The following is a 19,343-nucleotide window of genomic DNA, read 5'->3' as shown; positions in this document are numbered from 1 at the left end:
CCCTTAGTTAGAAGCCATTTTATCAGGATCCGTACTCATGATATCAAACAATTGAGTACCTTGAGGAATCTTATTTTTAAAGGGTACGACAACTGAACCAGCTTTTATCAGTCCTGCCCCTTTTTCTGGATTGACAAGGTATTTTTCGAGTTCTTTTGACAAGCCTAAGAGTTGAACTAGTTCTTCTCGGTCATTTTTTGCTTGCTTGAGGAGAATCATAAATTCACTATTTGCAATAATCCGTCTACCATTTGGATCTAACAATAAGGTTTCGACGTTTTGAGTTATTCCAGTCGGACTGGCTCCATATTTTCTGACACGACTCCACAATTTAAAGAAGAAATCACTGGCATATTTATCTAATAAGAGAAGCTGCATCTCATCAAAATAAATCCAGGTCTTCTTCCCTAATTTTTGGTTCCGAACAACACGATTCCATATCTGATCAAACACTACCATAAGAGCGATTTGTTTCAGCTCATCTCCTAACTTTTTAACATTATAGATTAAGAAGTTAGATCCTGTCTGAATATTGGTCTTATGAGAAAAAATATCAAGAGAACCTTCGACATACAGTTCCATATCAAGTGCCAAGTTCTGCGCTTCTTCTTCTGGTTGTTGGCTCAAGACAAAGACCCATTCTTCCAAAGAAGGCTCTTTAAATGACTGATAGGTGAGTCTGGTAACTCGGTCGATAATCGATTTTTCTCTTCCATCCATTTTTCTATCCAATAACTTGCCGATAAAGGATAAAAGAAATTCTGATTTTACCTTTACAGGATCTTCATCCATATTTTCTTCAGACAAGTCAAGGACATTGAGATAAGTTTGGGAATCGGGCGCAATATCAATCATTTCTCCCCCAAAAGCTCGTCCAATGACACTGTATTCTGCTTCTGGATCCACAATGATAATTTCAGTATTTTCACCAGATTCCTTGATTTTGGTCGTGATAATTTCATGCTTGGTTGCCATCCCTTTCCCAGCTCCAGATGTTCCTAAAATCAGACCTGACGGTGTATTTAATAGGCTGCGATCAATGGTAATAATATTACTTGAGATTTGATTGATACCGTAATATTTCCCACTGCGGTCTTGTAAATCTACTGAAGTCCATGGAGAGTTCACTGCTATATTGGACGTTAATAAACTCCGTGATACTCCCTCTAAAAAATCACAACCAAATGGCAGCAAACTATTAAAGGCTGCTTCTTGCATATATGGAAGTTTATCAATCATTAGGTCATTTGAGCCGGCCACTTGTTGAATCGTATCTAGAGCTTGTTTGAGTTCTTCTTCATCCTGACCAAAAACACCAATCAAAAAGACTGTTTGAAATAGTTTATCTCCTGTCTCGGTCATGGTTTTTAAGAGTTCTTCAGCTTCATCGATATTGCTTTCTAAAACATGGCCTACTTTTTCCAAATAGATACCTGTACGAGCTAGTTTTTGTTGTTCCCCAATCTTTTGGGATTCCATCAAGGTCTTCTTTGTTCGTAGTTTCTTCATGGCATCTGCCTTAGTCGAACTTTGAGCATGAAGGCTTACAATCAATTCCAAATCTCCTTGCATGAGGTCTCGGATAAACTGATCCCCTAATTCCATGCCGTAGTCTCTCACATAGACAATCTGTAATAAGCGGTCATTGATTTGTAGGTAATTCTTGTTTTTAAAATCCAAGAGATTAGGGGCTATGAAGTGACGAGTTGTCTGACCAGATCTCGTTAAATCACGGTAAGAAAAAGGAAGATGGTGTTCTCCTCTAAGCATATCCGCCAACAAGTTCACACGGTTTTCTCCAGCCAAGGATTCAAATCGAGCATCAATTTCTGAGAAACCACTCTTGAAATATTCTCCAATTTGAGACAAGGAGCGATAAGCTTGTTTGGGATTAGAATCCTTTCTACCAAAGCTAATCAGTTTCACAGCTGAAAAATTATTTTCACCACTGTCTAAATTCTGATTCATCATCCGATTCAATTCTTTACGATAGGTATCATATCCATCTTCTTTTTCCTCATACAAAACACTTTGTCTGAATTTTTCTAAATTCAATCTTTTATTAAAGATAGTCAATTGGAAGTTGGTTTGGTCATCTAAAGAGTTAATCAAATCAGAATACTTCTCAATGATTGCGCCCTTATCTTCTAAACCAACGGTCTGGTAATTGACATCACCAAGTAAATAGCTTTGTGAGAAATAATCTTCTTTTACCTGCATCAGACCATTTTGATATAGGGCTTGATAGGAAAGAGTATTAGCCGTAGAGGGTAACACTTCCTCTTTTTTCCCTTTAACTACTTCCTTTTTATTAGTCATTGAAGTTTTTTGCTTCTTTAATGTATTTGATTTTCTTTTCATGTTCAGGTCCTTTCTTTCCTGTAATTGTGCGTAGGGGAACCGTTAATTCAAAATGAAGACGGTATTTCAAATAATGTTCAAAATATAAATCATTGGGTTTATAGACTCCAAAAAGCATGAGGGGGATGGTAAAAGCAAACACAAAACCGTAAACAAACCAATCTCCAAATTGCCAGAAAAAGAGATTCAAGCCCAAAACAATAATTGTGACAATAAAGGCTGGTAAAACAAAGATGATTTGTCTTGTGGTGAAACCTAACCAAGCCCTGTGTTGGTATTTTGAAATGTCTTTAAAGACACGTGTATTCATGACTTTCCTTTCTAAAAAGGCTAAGAAGCATTCACTTCCTAGCCTTTATCTAATTACATACCTAAGATTGAGCGAGCCGTACGTTGAGAACCAACGAGGGCAATAATCAGTAAGATAGCTTGTACCAAACTACCAAACATAATCGCAAGTGATTGCAGGACTCCTGCACCATTTGAAACAGCTATTTTCCCAGCAGATTCAAACAAAGGAACAAGAGAAACAATCAGAAAAATGAGAACCCCTTGTACCGCATAGACCATAATATTTTTTAAATAGCCAATACCAATAGACTTCCACTCATCACTTAAAAATGTTGGAATCGTAAGAGGGGCAAATGGAATCATAAGATAGAGTTGAATAAATCGAATAGATACCAAAAGATTGACCATGGCTGCACTTACTATCCGAACAAGCCAAATGAGGAGGGCGAAAAAGCCCACAATCATCCGGCCAATAAATCCTGACCCTTTTAATCCAGAGATGGTATCATACTTTGCCCCACCGTGTGCCACAATCGAGGCCACTTGTTCAATGGCATGACTCGCAATCCCGATGATGGCTTCTACAATGACGGTCGTGTTGGTAATTACAACTGCGACCATGATATAACTAATCAACATCGGGGCTAATGCTTCAAAGGTCATCGCTCCACCTGAGTTAGCAATCTTCTTTGCCATCTTTGAAAATTCTAAGATGAGAACAACTGATAAAATCGCAACTCCAAGAGGCTGCATGACACTTTTAGTAATACTAGACATATAATTCCAAACGGTTGGATTATAGCTAGATAGAGATTTAATCAAATCTACCGTAGATTGTAAATCTACATTAAATCCTTCAAATAAATTTTCAGCTGATATTTTTTCAGATGCAAGGTAAACAAAGGGTGAGACTAAACTAAGATTCATGTCATTGTTTATCCTCCTAAATTGAAATCTGGGTTACAAAGGCTCCAGCAGCCCCGACCATAACACCACCGACAATTTCAAGAATGGCATTCCGAACACCTGGTCCACCATCTTTAATGTTGGTTGCAAGGTTAACAATCCCCACAACAACGAGAAAGGCACCAACCGCAATCAATCCCTTCTGTAACAAAGACATAGCTTGTGCAAACATAGCACTTGCGTCTACTCCATAAACAAAACCTTTAAAATGCGTAATCATCTATTTCCTCTTTTCTATTTTTATTTTAAACTAGATTCAAAAGTTAAATCACGAATTCTAAGACCTTCAAGATGGTTTTCTTGTCTTTGATTCAAAGGATTGATCTGATAGTTCCACCACCGTTCATCGGTTTCTTGATTGGCTAGGTACTTCCAGTTTGGATGCTTGATGGAATTGTATTTTTTGCTTTTAAAGACAGGCATATTGGCAATTCGAACCAGGCATTCATGCCGTTTCATATTTCCGACTTCATCAGGTGTCATTAAATCACGGGCAATCTTTTGATGAGAAAGGGATCCTGAACCTGTCTGGCCAAATGAACGACTGGTATTTCGAACATCAATGGTTTGTTTACCGAGTAATCCACTCATAAATTTAAAGGTATCTTCATCATTCCCACCTAAGTAGACTAAGCTATCACAGTTCCCCAAAATGGTTTTCCAAGCTTCTTTTTCTTTATAGAGCCCTTGAAGTTGGGCAATATTTTGTAGAATAGGAACGAGACTCATATTACGAGAGCGAACTGTTGAGGTTTGTTCAGCAAAATCTGGAATTTCTCCGATATTTGCGAACTCATCTAAGTAAACTCTCACATGAAGAGGCAATTGACCCTTAAAATCAATATCTGCTTGTCTTGTTAGGGTTTGAAATACGGTTGAAAAAAAGAGGGCTGAAAGAAAGCGAAAGGTACTATCGTTATCAGGGATAACTAAGTAGACCATTGATTTTTCCTTGCCCCATGTCTTCATTTCAAGGGTATCTCTTTTGGTCAAATCCATGATACTTTGAATATTGAAGAGGGCAAATTTAGCAGTGGTTACAGCTATAACAGAATCCAGAGTCTTATCCTTATAATTTTGAAAATCTGCCCAATTTCGCATGGTAAAATTTTCAGTCCCATACTTTTTAGCATAATTTTCAAATAGAATTTCTAAGACACTTTTTTCTTGATTTTCACCCTTGGATAAGTGTTTAATGAGTTTTGAGATTTCAGCAAAACTTGGATAACGCCCTCGTTTTTTTCGCTCTTCCACTTCTTTTTTTTGACGTTTCAACAAGTTTTGGTATTCCTTTTGACTTAAACGACTTTCTTCTATGAGTTGTTCTCTTGTTTTGGGTGGATTATAGAAATCGACCAAGTAGGAGGCTAAAGCTCGGACCAAAGTCATAGAAGCTTCATCCCAAAATGGATCACTACGGGATCCAGAGCCTTTGGTATTATTAAAATAAACCGTCAGCATGCGATTCAAATCGTTTTCTGTCTCTATATAGCGAAAAGGATTAAAGCCATCTGAGTTCTTCATATTGACTAAATCTAACACCTTTACTTGGTAGCCATGTTCTAAAAAGAGTTTGCCTGTTTTCTCGGCCAAGTGATCTTTAGGATCCACTACAATATTAGAACTATTCATCTGAATCAGATTGGGTTTCACAAAGCGAAAGGTCTTCCCACTTCCTGAACCTCCGATCACCGCAATATTCTTATTTCTATCATATTGGGGTGGTTTTTTATCTAATAATGTCAAACGAACATCTTGTGCTAAGATCGTATCATGAGAAAATTCCTTACCGTAAAAGAGCTTCTTTTCTTTTAGAGTTCCAAAACGGGCGCTCCCGTATTCTACCCCTTCTCGGTATTGTTTTTTACCAGTCTCTAGATAGAGATAAACCAGTAACATCATCACAAAACCTAGAAGAAAAAAAGCACTTGATTTTCCAGTAAAAGAAACATTCCATGGCGACTGAAGAACTTCATCTTGACCTTCAATTAGAAGATGAGTCCATTTATCTAAGGTATTTCCAGTATAGGAATCATACAAAAGCGTCAAACGATGAAAAAGATAGCCTAGTAAGATACCTAACAGTGAGAATAGTAGGAATTTCTTTCCACTGTACATCATCTCACCATCTCTTTCTGTTTGACGGCTCCTTCTTGTCTAAAGGTAATTTGGGATTTCGCCTCATCAATTGCATCATCTAATGACTTATCCATGGTAAAATCAGCTAATTTCTCCGGATCATTAACCATTTTTTCTAAAAGATGGTCTAAATGATTGTCCAGAATCGAACGGTCTTTCGTGTAGAAATGCAGAGAATCCCCTTGCCAAGCGATGGCTAAAGGAATCTCTTCTTTTTCTAAAAAAGCTTTAAATTTCTCTATATCAATTGGTTTGTCTAAAAAATCTTTTTTCAGATTAATCGTATCAATCGAATAAGGAGATTGTAGCAATTCTTCTAATTTCTGTACCCCTATCTTATAGGCGGAATCCTGTGCTAAAGCCTGACGTCTAGACCATTCTAGAATCTTTAAAAGACTTTTGACAGTAAACAAAAGACTACGCTCTGCATATTGAACTGCCATTCGTTCCTGTTGTTCAGAGGACATCTGAGGCCTCCTTCTTAACAAATAGCAACTTTCCTTCTTTATAACGATAAGCTATCAATTTCTGACGTTGCTTAATCGACTTAACTACCTGCAGTAGATCTCTCGAATAAGGTTCTCGAAGAGTAACTTCTACTGCTTTCCCATCAACGATACCAACACGTTTAAATTCAATGTAGTCTTTTTTGAGATGTCCTAAGCCCATACCAAAAGGAAAGTGATGAATCAATTGGATGGTACAACCACCTTTATTTCCCATTTGTTTCAAATCATACAAGTTTACTACCTTCATGATTAACTCCTTTATCTAGTTTGTCGCATCGTTTAAGTCTGGTAACGATAAACTCCGTGTCTGTTAGAAAATTCTCACACACGTCTTGTGCCAGTTGCCCTTCACAGGGAAATACTCTCAGTCCCTACTTACACAGGCACGCTAATCAAGACGGAGTGGATTCAATTTTCAAAGAACAGGTAGCTTTATTATAGACAAGAGTAGTTGAAATTTTTATCACATTTCTTATTTTTCTGTCGAGCTAAATTCATATTAATCAAAGAGTTTGAAATAAAAGACTAACATTGTTACATAACGTTAGCATTTCATTTCCCTAAAACAAGCTAATTTACTCTAAAAAAGCAGCAAACTATAAACTAGTAGGTTCCACACCAAATGTAGCCCCATACTGCCCCATAAGTCCGATTTATAGCGTACCATCCCTAAAAACATTCCCAATGAAACATACAAACAACAAGCTAGAATGGTTCCTGGATGATGAGCTAAAGCGAACAAAACACTTGTCAACGCAATTCTGATATCTAATTTTTTGACCAAGTTCCATAAAATTTCTCGATACAAAAATTCTTCAATCATACTCGCATTGATTAAGAACAATAAAAATGAAAACCAAGGAACTTGATGTTGAAGGCCAATTAAGTTTGCTTGATTCGTGCTTCCTTGAGCATGAATCAGACTAAAACATAGACTTATAATCAGTAGGCTGACAAATCCAATACCAAGCCATTTTATCCTAGTTTTCATATTAACTTTGATCACTTGTTTTCGTTGACCATACATCCATAAAAAAGAAATAAGCGACGCTCCATAGAGAATCTGTAGTATAGTTAACTCACCGATACAAAGAAATTTCAGTAAGTATAGGGATACCAATAGGACATTTACTTGTTGGAATATATAAACTGGAATTATTCTTTTCATAGTTACCTCCGAAATAAATCTTCATAATCTAAATCTAATACCTGCACAATCCTTTCTACCCATGGACTTTGAGGCATTCGTTGTTCCATCTTATAGTGGCGAATCTTTTGATACAAACGATTCAATTCACTTGGATAGTGAAACTCTCCCGCAAACATTTTTCTGGTTAACTCAATCCAGCTAATATTTCTTTCAGCCAAAATAATGGACAAGTTCTCCCAAAATCGTTCAGCCATATTGCTTCTCCTTTAGTTAGATAAATAATGTGTTTGTGCCATGTAAATCAATTGTTTTGTATCTCTTGGCAATAAAGCTCTAGCCTCCTCCAGATTCAGATTTGGATAAACCCTCTTATTTGAAACCGCAAGAGGAAGTCTAATAGTTAGTTCAGGATTTTTTAATATCATTTCAATGAAATCTGTTAATTTTAGATTGTCACGGTTCTTAAATCGTAATAAATTAGGAGATAAAAACTCAAAACAATCTGAAGAATAGCTCATCATCTCAATTAATTTATCCTTTGTCATTTCAGAAACTGAATGACAAGATACCTCGATGCCATAGTTTTGGAAGAAGTCTAAAAGAAGTTGATTTCTATGGCTATTTTTACTTAGATAGAGATCAATCATGGGAGACCTCCCAAAGATTCGGTTCCATTTGATATTCTGAGACTATTAAGGAATCTAATAAATTTGCGAAGTTAATCGGTTTCTTGTCTTCATCATAAGCTTTTACAGTTACTTGGGTTGTAAGTATTCCCTCTTTTCCCTCGGCTCGATAGCCTTGTCCATATAAAACAAAAACAAGATTCTGATGATCATCTACAAAGGCATCAGCTCCGTTCTTTATATCCTGACTTTCAAGGAATTCCATAATGTTTTGAAGATAGGATTCGTAAAATAGGGGGTAGTTGTGTTTTTTATGGTAATCATCTAAAAATGTCACCTCAAACTCACATGGATAATTGGGCATCAAAAATATTTGTTCATCCAGCTGTTTGATTTCTGCGTCATGTAATTCTGTTTCTAATTCATCACAATCTAGTATTGATTCTTTATTTAATGCTTTCATCTTTTTCCTCTATTTCTTTTAATTTTTTTGCGATTGCGGCAATCACAGGAACGGTTACACTATTACCAGCTTGTTTATAGAGCTGACTATTACTAGAGACTTTTCTAGCAGCTTCAAAAGCCCAATCAGGAAATCCCTGCAAGCGAAAACACTCTTTAGGAGTGATTCGTCTTATCCTTAGACGGTAAAATTGTCCATCTATCAAGACACCGGTTACATGATAAACTTGTTTATCTTCTCCTTCATAGCTAGCCACTACTACTCCCATTTGACCACTAGTTGTTAACGTATTCGCTATACCTTTGCCAACTCTACCACGACGATACTGAGAACTTGGTCTTTCCAAATTGATTGAATCTCCTATTTCTGCTTGAGCATATCCTTTTTTCGTTGCCTCTCGGACTTTTAGAAATTGGATTGGTTCTGGAATTAGTATTTTAGGAATTTTATCTCCACCTTGCATTGTAGTCAGTGTTGGAGATAAGCCCTCACTTCCATAGACACGACCTGTCTCCTTAAAGCTAGTCGGTAAATCTCCAACAACGACAATGCCATGACGATCCTGAGTATTTAAAGTAAACATTGGCTCTTGATTATCCTTGAAACGTCTACCATTTTGTCTTTTGTCTAATCTATCTGGTGTCATACAAGGAATCGCAACCTTAAATCCTTCTCCTTTTCCACGAACTAAAGTTGGCGCAAGACCTTCTGAATAATAGACTTTACCACTCATTCCACTTCTTGATGGATTTAAATTCCCTAGTTCTTTCAAAGTCTCAGAGTTAGTTGCTTGACCTTCTCGTCTGAAAGGAAATAGGAGTCTGGTACCTTTCTTTCTAGAATGTCCGATAATAAACACCCTCTCTCTGTTTTGGGGAACGCCAAAATCCTTACTGTTAAGCACCTGCCACTCAACATCAAACCCCAATTCATCAAGCGTGGTAAGGATTGTGGTGAACGTCCGTCCCTTATCGTGATTGAGTAGGCCTTTAACATTTTCAAGAAAAAGAAAACGTGGTTGGATTTGTTTGGCCGCCCGAGCAATTTCAAAGAACAGAGTGCCTCTAGTATCTTCAAATCCCAATCGTCTTCCTGCGATTGAAAATGCTTGACAAGGGAATCCCCCACAGATGATATCGACTTTCCCTCTAAGTTTTTTAAATTCGTCATCTGAAACATCTCGTATGTCATGAAATTCTATTTCTCCTTCTGTTTGAAAAATGGACTTATAAGATTCTCTAGCAAATTTATCAATCTCACAAAATCCAATACACTCGTGTCCGACACTTTCCATTCCTAGTCGAAAGCCACCGATACCTGAAAATAAATCAATAAATTTCATTTCTTTATCACCCCTTTCTGATCGACTATCAATGTCCAAAGTGTCACACCACTTGAAATGACAATGAGCAAAACTAATATCCACTCGATTGGCGACATTTAACCACCTCCTTTTCTAACACGGTTATTCCAAACAGAATACAAGCCGTTAAACACAAATTCAGCCAAAACTTCCGCTCGTCTAACAAAGCGAACATTGTCAAGAGCATACTGATAGATTCTCTCAAAATCAGTCATAGCAATTTCGCTGGCTGTTTCAGAAAACCCCTCTCGTCTAAATTGATCTTGTACCAATCCCCAAATATAATCTCGATCATATTTTGTGACCTTTTCTACTTTTCTTTTCAAGATAGGTTGAGTATTCCTCTCCTCCTCATCCTCAATAAATAAAGAATCAGTCTCACTATATTTAGTCTCACTAACTTCAGTCTCACTAGGGGCTGAATAAGAGACAGGGGTCGTTTCATTTTCAACCTGCCCTAGTCTTTTTTTAACACTAGGCATGTTTGAATTACCTACTGGGGTAGAAGACAATTCCCCTAAATAAATCTTATTAGCAAGTCTCCCTTTCTCACTTGAAGACTGTTGAACTTCATCAATTAAGTCATATTCTTTAAGAGTTTTTTTGATTGATAGTAGTTTTGACTTCGAACAACCTAACAGCCTCATCAGTTTAGAATTAGAAAATACTAAATAGACCGCGCCTTCTTCATCTATCCAACCACGACTGAGAGATAATTCTAAACGATCTTTTAAAATAGAATAAGCCACCTTTACTTCTAGTTTCATATCCATATATTTCTCATCCTCAAAAAGAATTTTAGGTAATTTGTAATACCGTTCTGAAGTTTGGTATTGATTTGCGGTAATTCGATTCATAGCGCTCCTCCAAGTTCTTTGAGTATTAAATCTCCACTTGATTCCAAGCGAACCAAGCCACTTTTTTCTAATTCAGCCATAAGAGATATGGCCTCAACAATATCTATTCCCATTTCACGTACTAAAAATGAAATGACAATATAGCGTGATGATTGTAATTCTTTTGTCATTTTCCCTCCTGAAAATAAAAAAAGGAGAACAATAAACAATTGTTCTCTCTTTAGATAAATATTTATTGTTGTATTCATTTTTCCGATGCGCAAACGACATCTACAAATACATATACATCTATGTGCCTTTTTAGGACTTTTTTGACGTCAAAATTGCCTTTATCTACAAAGACAAAATGCTTGTAAAATAGCTTAAAATCAAGGATTTTCACCCTTTTTTTCGTTGTAGCAACACTACACACTCCACGTGGTGCGTTTGAGGAAACAAATCTACAGGCTGGACTTTCTTCAACTCATATCCTAATTCTTGATAGAGTTTGATATCACGCGCCATAGTAGCGACATTGCAGGAGATATAAGTGATTTTCTTGGGTTCCATGCTGACGCTGGCTTTGATGAAGCTCTCGGTCAGTCCTTTTCGTGGTGGATCGACTAGGATGACATCCGCTTGGATACCCTCTTTAAGCCAGTTTTGGATGGCTTCCTCAGCAGGAGCGCAGACATAGCTGGCGTTGGTAATGCCGTTGATTGCCGCATTCTTTTGGCTATTTTCGACAGCTTCTGGGATCACTTCGACACCATAGACCTGCTTGACCTGCTTGGCAACTGATAGACCGATAGTCCCGATGCCAGAGTAGGCGTCAAGCACCACATCATCTGCAGTCAGTTCGGAAAAGTCAATGGCTGTCTGATAGAGCTTTTCTGCCATTTCGGTATTAACTTGGTAAAAGGCAGGCGCAGCAATCTGGAAGTCATTTCCCAGCATCTGGTCGGTAATGTAGTTTTGGCCATAAAGCGTTCGCCAGTCTTTTCCAAAAATCGCGTTGCCGGGCTGGTCGTTGATATTCTGCATGATGGATTTGATAGCTGGGAATGCTTCTGTCAAGCGCTCCATCAACTGCTCCACTCGAAAAATTTTAGGTCGGGTTGTGACCAGAATTACCATGATTTCCCCTGAATAATGGCCACGGCGAACAACTAGATTGCGAATGAGTCCTGTCTTTTCTTGCTCATCGTAAGGTTTGAGGTCAAAACGACGCAGCAAGTCACGTGTAAATAGGATAACTTGGTCAATGACTGGATCCTGAATATAGAAATCTTCAATCGGCAGGAGGTCATGGGAATTTTTCCGGAAAAATCCTGTTTCCAGCTGACCATTGACACGACGAACAGGCACTTGAGCCTTATTACGGTAGCCCAACGGCTGCTCCATACCAAGTGTCGGCGGCACTTCAACATCGGACAAACCAGCAATCTTATAAAGACTGTCCTTGACCTGTTTGCGTTTGAAGTCCAGCTGGGCTGGATAGTTCAAATGCCCCAAGTCGGCAATCCCCGTACGCAGATAGGCCATATCAAGATTTTCATTGCGCTGGTCTGAAGTACGGAGAAATTCCTCCACCTTGCCAAAGCCGATTTTTTTGTTGACCTTGAGCACACGCATACGGATGAGCTCACCCGGCAGGGCATTTTCCACAAAGAAAACCAGGCCTTCTGCCTTGGCCACCCCTGCTCCCTCATGGCTTAGATCCACGATTTCAACTTCAATCACATCATTCTTTTTTAACATATTTTTCTCTTTCTGCTTTATCGCTCTGCCATTTTCCAAAAGAAAAGGCAGGACATCGTCCCACCTTTCATTATATCATATATCTTATCTGAGACCCATTTGCTGCAGTCTTTCTTTATAGGCTTCAAAGTCAATCAAGAGCCCTTGACCACCGTCATGTCATAGGTATCCACCCAGTCGCCATTTTCCGGAATCGTCAGGCGCTCAACTCCATTGCGGGAATCTCCAGCCATAGAGAGACCATTGGTCAAAAGGAAGCTGTAAGGCACATTGGTCGAAGTCAAGGCAAAGACCTTACCAAGAGCCTCTGATCCAGTAAAAAGCTTAGTCGGATCCTTGACCTGTTGGAAGACAGCCGTCAAAACTTCCTGCTGGCGGCGGGTCCGGCCAAAGTCGCCCTCATCATCCTTACGGAAGCGAGCGTAGTTGAGCAAGGTCCGACCGTCCATCTGCTGCTGACCGACCTTGATTGTTTGGTTGGGTACCACACCGTCTTTCATATTCAGGTCATCTGGCACTTCAACTTCTGTCACTTTCTCCCCATCAATCGTTGAGAACTGGGCATTCATGCTGACGCCATTTGGGAAAAGGGTGTCAATAGCTGTCGCAAAGGTCTGGAAATCCACCAGTGCATAATATTTGATGTCCAGATCAAAATTATCTTTGAGCATCTGGCGGACATAGTCTGCACCACGGTTGTGGTTTTGCTCCCCAATCGTATAGGCAGAATTGAGCTTTTGGTCATAGTAATCTGCCTGCGACGGATCGGTGTACTCATTGCTGACGCCATCGATGTGAATGAGGGTATCACGCATAAAGCTGACCAATTTCACCTTGTGGTCCTTATTGCCAACATTCAAGACCATAATGGAGTCAGTCCTCGTCTCAGTCGAGTCGTCACCAACCCGGCCATCTGTTCCGAGAATGAGGATATTCACTCCGTCCTTAGTATCCTTACCGTCAAAAAATTCTGTTTCTGCTGGCTTAGAATTGCCAGTGTGAGCTGTCGTCAAGCCTTTTATAAACATGAAAATCATGCCCCCCAAGACCATAAGCAGGAAAATCCCTGCCCAGAGCAGAATTCGTTTCAAGCGAATTTTTTTGCGAGGTTTCTTAGGCTTGTTTTGTCCCAGACCAGCTCCTGCCAGAGCTTCCGGCGCCTTCTTTTGACTTCTGCTGCGAGAAGAACGCTCAGGGTACTTGGGCAAGAGGCCAGAAGAATCCATTTCCACAGGCTCTTGTTCGTAGGCGTCACCAACTGTATGCGGCTGCTCTTCATGGTTCGGCGCACTGGCTGAACTGCCAATCCCCTTGGACTTCTGACGCAGATAGTCAAATTCTTTCTTTTCTTTATCGTTTAGATAATAATAATTTTTATAGAGATAATCTAAGCGGAGTTGCTCATGATGGCTAAGATTTTCTGGTTTCTTCATCTCTTCTCCAATCTTCTGCTACTTGTCCTGAATCAGAAACACACTGTAGCTACCAAAAATTTTATAAGTAATTCCAAGACTTGTCAACTCTTGATAGGCAAAATCCGACAATTTTTTCTGCTCGTTGTCAATGTCAATAATGAAAAAATACTCTCCCAAAGCTGTTTTTAGAGGCCGGCTCTCAATCTTGGTCAGGTCAATCCCACGCCAAGCAAAGGTCGACAAAGCCTTATAGAGGGCACCAGGCAGATTATCCGGCAGGGTCAAAGCCAGTGTCTGCTTGTCTCCTGTCTTAGCCAGTTCAAGCTTAGGCACCTCATGACCCAGAATCCAGAAGCGGGTATAATTTTCTTCCATTTCCTGAATGTCGCTGGCCGCTACTTTGAGCCCGTATTCTGCTGCAGCCGTGCGCGGGGCAATAGCCGCAAAATTCTTTTCAGGATGCTCTGCCACAAAACGAGCTGCATAGGCCGTACTAGCCGTCACCTCAATGGCAGCCTGCGGATAATGCTGGCGGATATATTTCTTTCCTTGAGCAATAGCCTGCGGGTGAGAAAATATCTTCTCAATTGGCTTCTCCAAATCCGTCACCAAGAGCTGCTGCTTGATGGGCTGGACGATTTCAGCCATCGCCTGAATATCTGCTTGATGAAAGAGATAGTCCAAGGTCTCGTGGACACTGCCCTCAATGGAATTTTCCACCGGAACGACCGAGTAATCCACTTCCCTAGCCTCATAAGCCTTCATGACCTCAGTGATATTCTGATAAGGCACCAAGTCCTCGCTCGGAAAGGCAGCTTGGGCTACATGGTGAGAAAAGGAGCCTCTAGGGCCTAGAAATGCTATTTTCATTGAATTTCCTCAATAATTTCCTGCGGGCTTTTGAGCCTCGTATCGACAATCTGGGTCGCTACTTCCTCATACCAGGCCTGACGCTGCTCAAAAATCTGCTGCAAGTCTGACTTGCTCTGGTTTAAGAACAAAGGTCGCTCCTGCTTAGCATCCTGCTGAATTCGCTGATAGAGCGTTTCAAAATCTGCTTTCAGATAGATATTGTCAGCGTTCTGAGCAAGTAATCTGCGGTTTTCCGAGCTGACGACTACACCGCCGCCAGTTGAAATGACCAAGTCCGTATCGATCAACTCAGCCAAGAGCTGGGCTTCAGCAGCCCGGAAGGCCGCTTCACCATGCTGATCAAAATAGTCCTTAATAGACATGCCCAGCCGCTGGCAGAGCAGTTCATCCATATCGACAAAGTCTTGGGCTAAGCCTCTAGCCACTGTGGATTTTCCGGCTCCCATAAAGCCCAGCAATATCTTAGCCATGCATCAAACCCTCCAAGTCGCTGAAGAAGCTTGGATAGCTGGTCTTAATGGCTTCAGATCGCTCAAGTTCTACCTGACCGCTTTGAGCCAATAAAGCAGCAATTGCCGTCATCATCCCAATACGATGGTCACCAAAGGTATTGACTTGGGCACCATGAAGAGGTGTTTTCCCTTCGATAATCATGCCGTCTTCCGTCGGGGTAATAGCTGCGCCCATGCTATTAAGAGCGTCTGCCACCACCTGGATCCGATCGGTTTCCTTGACCTTGAGCTCCTCTGCATCACGAATGACAGTCCGTCCCTGAGCCTGCGTCGCAAGAAGTGCAATAATCGGCAACTCATCAATCAAGCGCGGGATAATCTCGCCGCCAATCTCCGTTCCCTTAAGCTCAGACGTTTCAACGGTGATGGTTGCAGACTTGGCTACTGAATCGACATCTGACAGCGTCATCCGTCCGCCCATAGCCTCTATCACTTCTAGAATACCTGTACGAGTTTCATTGATGCCGACATTCTCTAAGACAATCTTAGAGTCCGGCACAATCAATCCAGCCACCAGCCAGAAGGCCGCACTGGAAATGTCTCCTGGAACCGTCACTTCTTGGGCAGTGAATTCCTGACCGCCCTGAATGCGAATTTCCTTGCCTTTGACCTTAATCTGCCCACCAAACTGGGCAATCATATCTTCTGTATGATTGCGGGTGATTTCCTTTTCTATAATAACTGACTCTCCCTGAGCCTGCAGGGCAGCAAAAATCAAGGCCGACTTAACCTGAGCAGAAGCCACTGGCAGCTGATAGTGAATAGGCTGCAGTTCCCTGCTCCCCTTCATCTTGAGCGGTGGTAAATCACGCTCAGTCCGACCAGCAATCTCGACTCCCATCTGCCGAAGAGGAATGGTCACCCGATCCATAGGCCGCTTGGATAGACTATCGTCACCAAACATCTCCGCTTCGAAATCCTGGCCAGCCAAAACACCAGAAATCAAACGGATAGACGTTCCAGAATTGCCCATATCCAGCTTATTTTTCGGTGCTTGCAGACCTTCAAATCCTACGCCATGAATATTGACTAAATTTCCATCGTCCTCAATCTGCACGCCTAAGTCGCGAAAAACCTGCATGGTAGACAGCACATCTTCCCCTCTCAAAATGTCACGAACGATAGTAACTCCCTTAGCCAAACTACCAAAAATAATGGAACGGTGACTGATAGACTTATCTCCAGGTACGCGGATACGGCCCTTCAGGCCTTTTACATCGGTTGATAATTTCATAGGTGACCTCGTACTTTCCTTTGTTGCTTCTTATTTTATCATAAAAAGACCAGAAATTCTTAAAATTTCTGGAATCCTAGCCGAAGCAAAAAGAATCCGGGTATTCAGTCCAGATTCTTCTTTTTTTATTAGCTTACTTAAGCAAATCCTGCACCGGATCAAAGATGATACGCTCAATGTCCGCCAGATAGATGGACAGTTGCTGCTGCTTATTGAAGAATTCAGAAAGAACAGCATTGCCCTGAATCTTCTCACCAAAGGAAGTCATCTTGTCCTGTACCTCCTGAGTCGGTACCTGACCAGTCTGAGCCAGCTGTTGCAACTCCTGCTGGAAAGCCAGATAATCTGCAAAAATAGCCTTCGCTTCGCTATCAGCATCCACTGCTTTCTTACTTTCTGCAACTGCCTTGTACTCAGGCAAATCACGCAGATTTCTGCTCAGTTCATTGGCTAAATCATAAATATTTGACATAGAGTTCTCCAATCTATATTAGTCTTCGGACACTAGGTAATCCGTATTTTCTCTTACTATTTTAGCAGATTTTTCCAAATCATGGTGATTTTTAAAGGTGATTTGCAGAATACCGTTGATATCTTCTCGGTTTTCCTCGTTGATACGAATATTGACAACAGAAATTCCTCGCAGGAGCTCCAAAATACCTAAAATCGCATCTTCTTCATCAGGCACTTCAATAAAGAGGTCATAAAAGCTATCCACACCAGCTCGTTTATGAATTTCCATCTGCTTACGGCTCTGCCGTCCTCGATCGAAAAATTCCCAGATAGCTCTCTCGTCCTTGGCCTCAATCGCTGCGGCCACCTTGTCTAACTGATCTTTAAAATCTTCCAGCCGCTCCAAAATGGCTTCGGGATTTGTCAAGAGGATAGAGGTCCACATACCTGGCTCGCTCTCCGCAATCCGCGTCATATCTCGAAAACCACCGGCTGCAAAAGACTGGGTCAGTTCATGCTCTTGGCTATAAGCTGCTGCTTGTTCCATAAGGCTAGAGGCAAGGATATGCGGAAAATGACTGATTTGACTGGTGACTCGGTCGTGCTCGGTTGCATCTACTTGAATAAAGCGGGCATGAAGACCACTTAGCAAGTCTTTCATTTCCTCAAGCGTACCAGGCTTGGTCAGGCTAGAGGGCGTGAAGATATAATAGGCATTTTCAAAGAGAGTGACAAGGGCTGCCTTGGCTCCGGTCTTGTGACTTCCAGCCATAGGATGAGCTCCGACGAAACGGACGGGCTTATTCTGAAGATATTTTTCTGCAGATGCCACAATCTCTGCCTTGGTCGATCCAGCATCAGAGATGATAACATTTTCCTTCAGATCCAGCTCCGCTAGTTCCTTGATAAATGCTATGATCTGCTTGATGGGCACAGCCAGAATAATCACATCAGCCAGTGGAGCAAAGGCGGCAAAATCATCCGTTACCCGGTCTACCATTCCACGTTCCAAGGCAACTCTGCGGGATTCCTCACTTCGATTATAACCAAGAATCTCTATCTCAGGATGAGCTCTCCTGATACCCAGAGCTAAGGAAGCTCCAATCAGTCCCAGACCTACGATATAGACCGTTTTTCTCTCCATGCCCTTCTCCTTACTTCTAAAAGTTCTTGACAAATTCCCGATGGCGAGCTACCGCATCCTTTAGTTCTTCTAAATTGTCCGAAGAGAACTTCTCCAGAACTTCAGTGGCTAAAACTGTCGCCACCACGCTTTCCATAACTACACCCGCTGCTGGCAGAGCCGTTGGATCGCTCCGCTCGACTGTCGCCTTATAAGGCTCGTGGGTCTCAATATCCACGCTCATCAGTGGCTTGTAAAGGGTTGGAATGGGCTTCATAACACCTCGCACCACGATTGGCTGACCATTGGTCATACCGCCCTCAAAGCCGCCTAGATTATTGGTTCTGCGAGTGAAGCCATCTTCCTCAGACCAGAGGATTTCATCCATGACTTGACTGCCCTTGAGACGGCCTGCTTCAAAGCCTACGCCAAACTCAACTCCCTTGAAAGCGTTGATGGACACGACTCCCTGAGCAATCTTGGCATCCAGCTTCTTATCCCATTGAACATAGGAGCCCAGACCGACCGGCACACCGCCAACAACCGTCTCAATGACACCACCGATGGTATCCCCGTCTTTCTTAATCTGATCAATATAGGCCTTGATCTCTTCTTCGCGATTGGGATTGACAATGGAAACCTCTGACTGGGCAGCTCTTTCCTTGATTTCTCCTACAGTCAGATTGTTCGGCACATCAATATCAATGCCACCAAAGGTTACGATATGGCTGGCTACCTCCATACCGATTTCTTCAAGCAAACGCTTGGCTACTGCTCCGACTGCTACACGCATGGTCGTTTCGCGGGCAGAAGAACGCTCAAGTGAATTTCGCAAATCGTCAAAGCGGTATTTCATACCACCAACCAAGTCCGCATGGCCAGGGCGTGGTTTGGTAATCTTGCGCAGCCCTTTTTTCTTTTCATCCACATCTGCCGCGCTCATAATCTCCAGCCACTTCTGATGATCCAGATTTGTAACATTGAGGGTAATCGGGCCGCCCATGGTCAAGCCATGACGAACCCCAGACGTAATCTCGACTTGGTCGCTTTCAATCTTCATACGGGCACCACGACCGTACCCACCCTGACGGCGCTTGAGCTCAGCATTGATATAGTCAGCGGTCAGAGGAAGACCAGCCGGCACTCCCTCAATAATAGCTGTCAGACGTGGTCCGTGCGATTCACCTGCTGTTAAATATCTCATACATTTTCTCCTATTCTGAGATGGAAAAAACTGGACATTCTGTCTATTTTTTCATCCAAACTGT

At 41.4% G+C, this 19,343-nt stretch carries 21 protein-coding genes and 1 pseudogene; all 22 read right to left on the bottom strand.

All coding sequences use genetic code 11. From position 1 onward, the window contains the following. Positions 1-3 precede the first annotated feature (3 nt). The 22 genes and pseudogenes from HMPREF9380_RS06015 to aroC all read right to left on the bottom strand — a co-directional run bounded on the left by HMPREF9380_RS06015 (position 4) and on the right by aroC (position 19,279). Positions 4-2,361, bottom strand: a complete 2,358-nt coding sequence (locus HMPREF9380_RS06015; RefSeq protein ID WP_173361589.1) for a VirB4-like conjugal transfer ATPase, CD1110 family — start codon at positions 2,359-2,361, stop codon at positions 4-6. After that, positions 2,312-2,671 (bottom strand): PrgI family protein, encoded by a 360-nt coding sequence (locus HMPREF9380_RS06020; RefSeq protein ID WP_002933260.1) that lies wholly within the window; start codon positions 2,669-2,671, stop codon positions 2,312-2,314. Before HMPREF9380_RS06020 ends, HMPREF9380_RS06015 begins: the two co-directional genes overlap by 50 nt. Positions 2,672-2,724: 53 nt before the next feature. Beyond that, the gene (locus HMPREF9380_RS06025) at positions 2,725-3,579 is read right to left on the bottom strand and encodes a conjugal transfer protein TrbL (RefSeq protein ID WP_002933258.1); all 855 of its coding nucleotides are present in this window, start codon (positions 3,577-3,579) and stop codon (positions 2,725-2,727) included. A gap of 16 nt (positions 3,580-3,595) precedes the next feature. Continuing rightward, a complete protein-coding gene (locus tag HMPREF9380_RS06030; RefSeq protein ID WP_000627865.1) occupies positions 3,596-3,838 on the bottom strand; it encodes a hypothetical protein in 243 nt (80 codons plus the stop codon). Positions 3,839-3,858: 20 nt separating this feature from the next. Continuing rightward, positions 3,859-5,736: a VirD4-like conjugal transfer protein, CD1115 family gene (locus HMPREF9380_RS06035; RefSeq protein WP_032907319.1), complete on the bottom strand. Its 1,878-nt coding sequence runs from the start codon at positions 5,734-5,736 to the stop codon at positions 3,859-3,861. Then, positions 5,736-6,224 carry a hypothetical protein gene (locus tag HMPREF9380_RS06040; RefSeq protein ID WP_000093677.1) on the bottom strand — a complete coding sequence of 163 codons (489 nt, stop codon included), beginning with the start codon at positions 6,222-6,224 and terminating at the stop codon, positions 5,736-5,738. The genes HMPREF9380_RS06035 and HMPREF9380_RS06040 overlap by 1 nt, the downstream gene beginning before the upstream one ends. Beyond that, complete coding sequence (locus HMPREF9380_RS06045; RefSeq protein ID WP_000869763.1) at positions 6,214-6,513, bottom strand: hypothetical protein; 300 nt, start codon at positions 6,511-6,513, stop codon at positions 6,214-6,216. Before HMPREF9380_RS06045 ends, HMPREF9380_RS06040 begins: the two co-directional genes overlap by 11 nt. A 333-nt stretch (positions 6,514-6,846) precedes the next feature. Then, complete coding sequence (locus HMPREF9380_RS06050) at positions 6,847-7,434, bottom strand: CPBP family intramembrane glutamic endopeptidase (RefSeq protein ID WP_002933255.1); 588 nt, start codon at positions 7,432-7,434, stop codon at positions 6,847-6,849. A 2-nt stretch (positions 7,435-7,436) separates the two neighbouring features. Continuing rightward, positions 7,437-7,670 carry a hypothetical protein gene (locus HMPREF9380_RS06055; RefSeq protein WP_000840776.1) on the bottom strand — a complete coding sequence of 78 codons (234 nt, stop codon included), beginning with the start codon at positions 7,668-7,670 and terminating at the stop codon, positions 7,437-7,439. 12 nt (positions 7,671-7,682) lie between these two features. After that, positions 7,683-8,063 (bottom strand): thioredoxin domain-containing protein, encoded by a 381-nt coding sequence (locus tag HMPREF9380_RS06060; RefSeq protein ID WP_002933252.1) that lies wholly within the window; start codon positions 8,061-8,063, stop codon positions 7,683-7,685. Then, the gene (locus tag HMPREF9380_RS06065; protein ID WP_000645882.1) at positions 8,056-8,505 is read right to left on the bottom strand and encodes a hypothetical protein; all 450 of its coding nucleotides are present in this window, start codon (positions 8,503-8,505) and stop codon (positions 8,056-8,058) included. Before HMPREF9380_RS06065 ends, HMPREF9380_RS06060 begins: the two co-directional genes overlap by 8 nt. Continuing rightward, complete coding sequence (dcm, locus tag HMPREF9380_RS06070) at positions 8,489-9,847, bottom strand: DNA (cytosine-5-)-methyltransferase (protein ID WP_032907314.1); 1,359 nt, start codon at positions 9,845-9,847, stop codon at positions 8,489-8,491. Before dcm ends, HMPREF9380_RS06065 begins: the two co-directional genes overlap by 17 nt. A 98-nt stretch (positions 9,848-9,945) precedes the next feature. Continuing rightward, positions 9,946-10,725 carry a replication initiator protein A gene (locus tag HMPREF9380_RS06075; RefSeq protein WP_002933239.1) on the bottom strand — a complete coding sequence of 260 codons (780 nt, stop codon included), beginning with the start codon at positions 10,723-10,725 and terminating at the stop codon, positions 9,946-9,948. Next, on the bottom strand, positions 10,722-10,895 hold the full coding sequence (locus HMPREF9380_RS11915; protein ID WP_000159607.1) for a hypothetical protein: 174 nt from the start codon (positions 10,893-10,895) through the stop codon (positions 10,722-10,724). The genes HMPREF9380_RS06075 and HMPREF9380_RS11915 overlap by 4 nt, the downstream gene beginning before the upstream one ends. Positions 10,896-11,103: 208 nt before the next feature. Next, on the bottom strand, positions 11,104-12,465 hold the full coding sequence (gene rlmD, locus HMPREF9380_RS06080; RefSeq protein WP_080560653.1) for a 23S rRNA (uracil(1939)-C(5))-methyltransferase RlmD: 1,362 nt from the start codon (positions 12,463-12,465) through the stop codon (positions 11,104-11,106). Between the two features lie 84 nt (positions 12,466-12,549). After that, a pseudogene (locus HMPREF9380_RS06085) lies at positions 12,550-13,898 on the bottom strand (LCP family protein). An 18-nt stretch (positions 13,899-13,916) separates the two neighbouring features. Beyond that, complete coding sequence (gene pheA / locus HMPREF9380_RS06090; protein WP_002933225.1) at positions 13,917-14,750, bottom strand: prephenate dehydratase; 834 nt, start codon at positions 14,748-14,750, stop codon at positions 13,917-13,919. After that, positions 14,747-15,223 (bottom strand): shikimate kinase, encoded by a 477-nt coding sequence (locus tag HMPREF9380_RS06095; RefSeq protein WP_002933223.1) that lies wholly within the window; start codon positions 15,221-15,223, stop codon positions 14,747-14,749. The genes pheA and HMPREF9380_RS06095 overlap by 4 nt, the downstream gene beginning before the upstream one ends. Then, entirely contained in the window at positions 15,216-16,499 is a 1,284-nt protein-coding gene (gene aroA, locus HMPREF9380_RS06100; protein ID WP_002933221.1) for a 3-phosphoshikimate 1-carboxyvinyltransferase, read from the bottom strand. Before aroA ends, HMPREF9380_RS06095 begins: the two co-directional genes overlap by 8 nt. Positions 16,500-16,632: 133 nt before the next feature. Continuing rightward, complete coding sequence (locus HMPREF9380_RS06105; protein WP_002897285.1) at positions 16,633-16,971, bottom strand: YlbF/YmcA family competence regulator; 339 nt, start codon at positions 16,969-16,971, stop codon at positions 16,633-16,635. Positions 16,972-16,989: 18 nt separating this feature from the next. Next, on the bottom strand, positions 16,990-18,096 hold the full coding sequence (locus HMPREF9380_RS06110) for a prephenate dehydrogenase (protein ID WP_002933218.1): 1,107 nt from the start codon (positions 18,094-18,096) through the stop codon (positions 16,990-16,992). A gap of 16 nt (positions 18,097-18,112) precedes the next feature. After that, positions 18,113-19,279 (bottom strand): chorismate synthase, encoded by a 1,167-nt coding sequence (gene aroC / locus HMPREF9380_RS06115; RefSeq protein ID WP_002933216.1) that lies wholly within the window; start codon positions 19,277-19,279, stop codon positions 18,113-18,115. Positions 19,280-19,343 lie beyond the last annotated feature (64 nt).

It is taken from the genome of Streptococcus sanguinis SK49 (assembly GCF_000212815.1).
GTDB classification, from domain to species: domain Bacteria; phylum Bacillota; class Bacilli; order Lactobacillales; family Streptococcaceae; genus Streptococcus; species Streptococcus sanguinis_C.
This window is presented reverse-complemented; position numbering and strand designations above follow the sequence as displayed.

Bases quoted from the DNA above. Each gene is read 5' to 3' on its own strand.
- HMPREF9380_RS06015 (WP_173361589.1), bottom strand. From the start codon at position 2,361: ATGAAAAGAAAATCAAATACATTAAAGAAGCAAAAAACTTCAATGACT.
- HMPREF9380_RS06020 (WP_002933260.1), bottom strand. From the start codon at position 2,671: ATGAATACACGTGTCTTTAAAGACATTTCAAAATACCAACACAGGGCT.
- HMPREF9380_RS06025 (WP_002933258.1), bottom strand. From the start codon at position 3,579: ATGAATCTTAGTTTAGTCTCACCCTTTGTTTACCTTGCATCTGAAAAA.
- HMPREF9380_RS06030 (WP_000627865.1), bottom strand. From the start codon at position 3,838: ATGATTACGCATTTTAAAGGTTTTGTTTATGGAGTAGACGCAAGTGCT.
- HMPREF9380_RS06035 (WP_032907319.1), bottom strand. From the start codon at position 5,736: ATGTACAGTGGAAAGAAATTCCTACTATTCTCACTGTTAGGTATCTTA.
- HMPREF9380_RS06040 (WP_000093677.1), bottom strand. From the start codon at position 6,224: ATGTCCTCTGAACAACAGGAACGAATGGCAGTTCAATATGCAGAGCGT.
- HMPREF9380_RS06045 (WP_000869763.1), bottom strand. From the start codon at position 6,513: ATGAAGGTAGTAAACTTGTATGATTTGAAACAAATGGGAAATAAAGGT.
- HMPREF9380_RS06050 (WP_002933255.1), bottom strand. From the start codon at position 7,434: ATGAAAAGAATAATTCCAGTTTATATATTCCAACAAGTAAATGTCCTA.
- HMPREF9380_RS06055 (WP_000840776.1), bottom strand. From the start codon at position 7,670: ATGGCTGAACGATTTTGGGAGAACTTGTCCATTATTTTGGCTGAAAGA.
- HMPREF9380_RS06060 (WP_002933252.1), bottom strand. From the start codon at position 8,063: ATGATTGATCTCTATCTAAGTAAAAATAGCCATAGAAATCAACTTCTT.
- HMPREF9380_RS06065 (WP_000645882.1), bottom strand. From the start codon at position 8,505: ATGAAAGCATTAAATAAAGAATCAATACTAGATTGTGATGAATTAGAA.
- dcm (WP_032907314.1), bottom strand. From the start codon at position 9,847: ATGAAATTTATTGATTTATTTTCAGGTATCGGTGGCTTTCGACTAGGA.
- HMPREF9380_RS06075 (WP_002933239.1), bottom strand. From the start codon at position 10,725: ATGAATCGAATTACCGCAAATCAATACCAAACTTCAGAACGGTATTAC.
- HMPREF9380_RS11915 (WP_000159607.1), bottom strand. From the start codon at position 10,895: ATGACAAAAGAATTACAATCATCACGCTATATTGTCATTTCATTTTTA.
- rlmD (WP_080560653.1), bottom strand. From the start codon at position 12,465: ATGTTAAAAAAGAATGATGTGATTGAAGTTGAAATCGTGGATCTAAGC.
- pheA (WP_002933225.1), bottom strand. From the start codon at position 14,750: ATGAAAATAGCATTTCTAGGCCCTAGAGGCTCCTTTTCTCACCATGTA.
- HMPREF9380_RS06095 (WP_002933223.1), bottom strand. From the start codon at position 15,223: ATGGCTAAGATATTGCTGGGCTTTATGGGAGCCGGAAAATCCACAGTG.
- aroA (WP_002933221.1), bottom strand. From the start codon at position 16,499: ATGAAATTATCAACCGATGTAAAAGGCCTGAAGGGCCGTATCCGCGTA.
- HMPREF9380_RS06105 (WP_002897285.1), bottom strand. From the start codon at position 16,971: ATGTCAAATATTTATGATTTAGCCAATGAACTGAGCAGAAATCTGCGT.
- HMPREF9380_RS06110 (WP_002933218.1), bottom strand. From the start codon at position 18,096: ATGGAGAGAAAAACGGTCTATATCGTAGGTCTGGGACTGATTGGAGCT.
- aroC (WP_002933216.1), bottom strand. From the start codon at position 19,279: ATGAGATATTTAACAGCAGGTGAATCGCACGGACCACGTCTGACAGCT.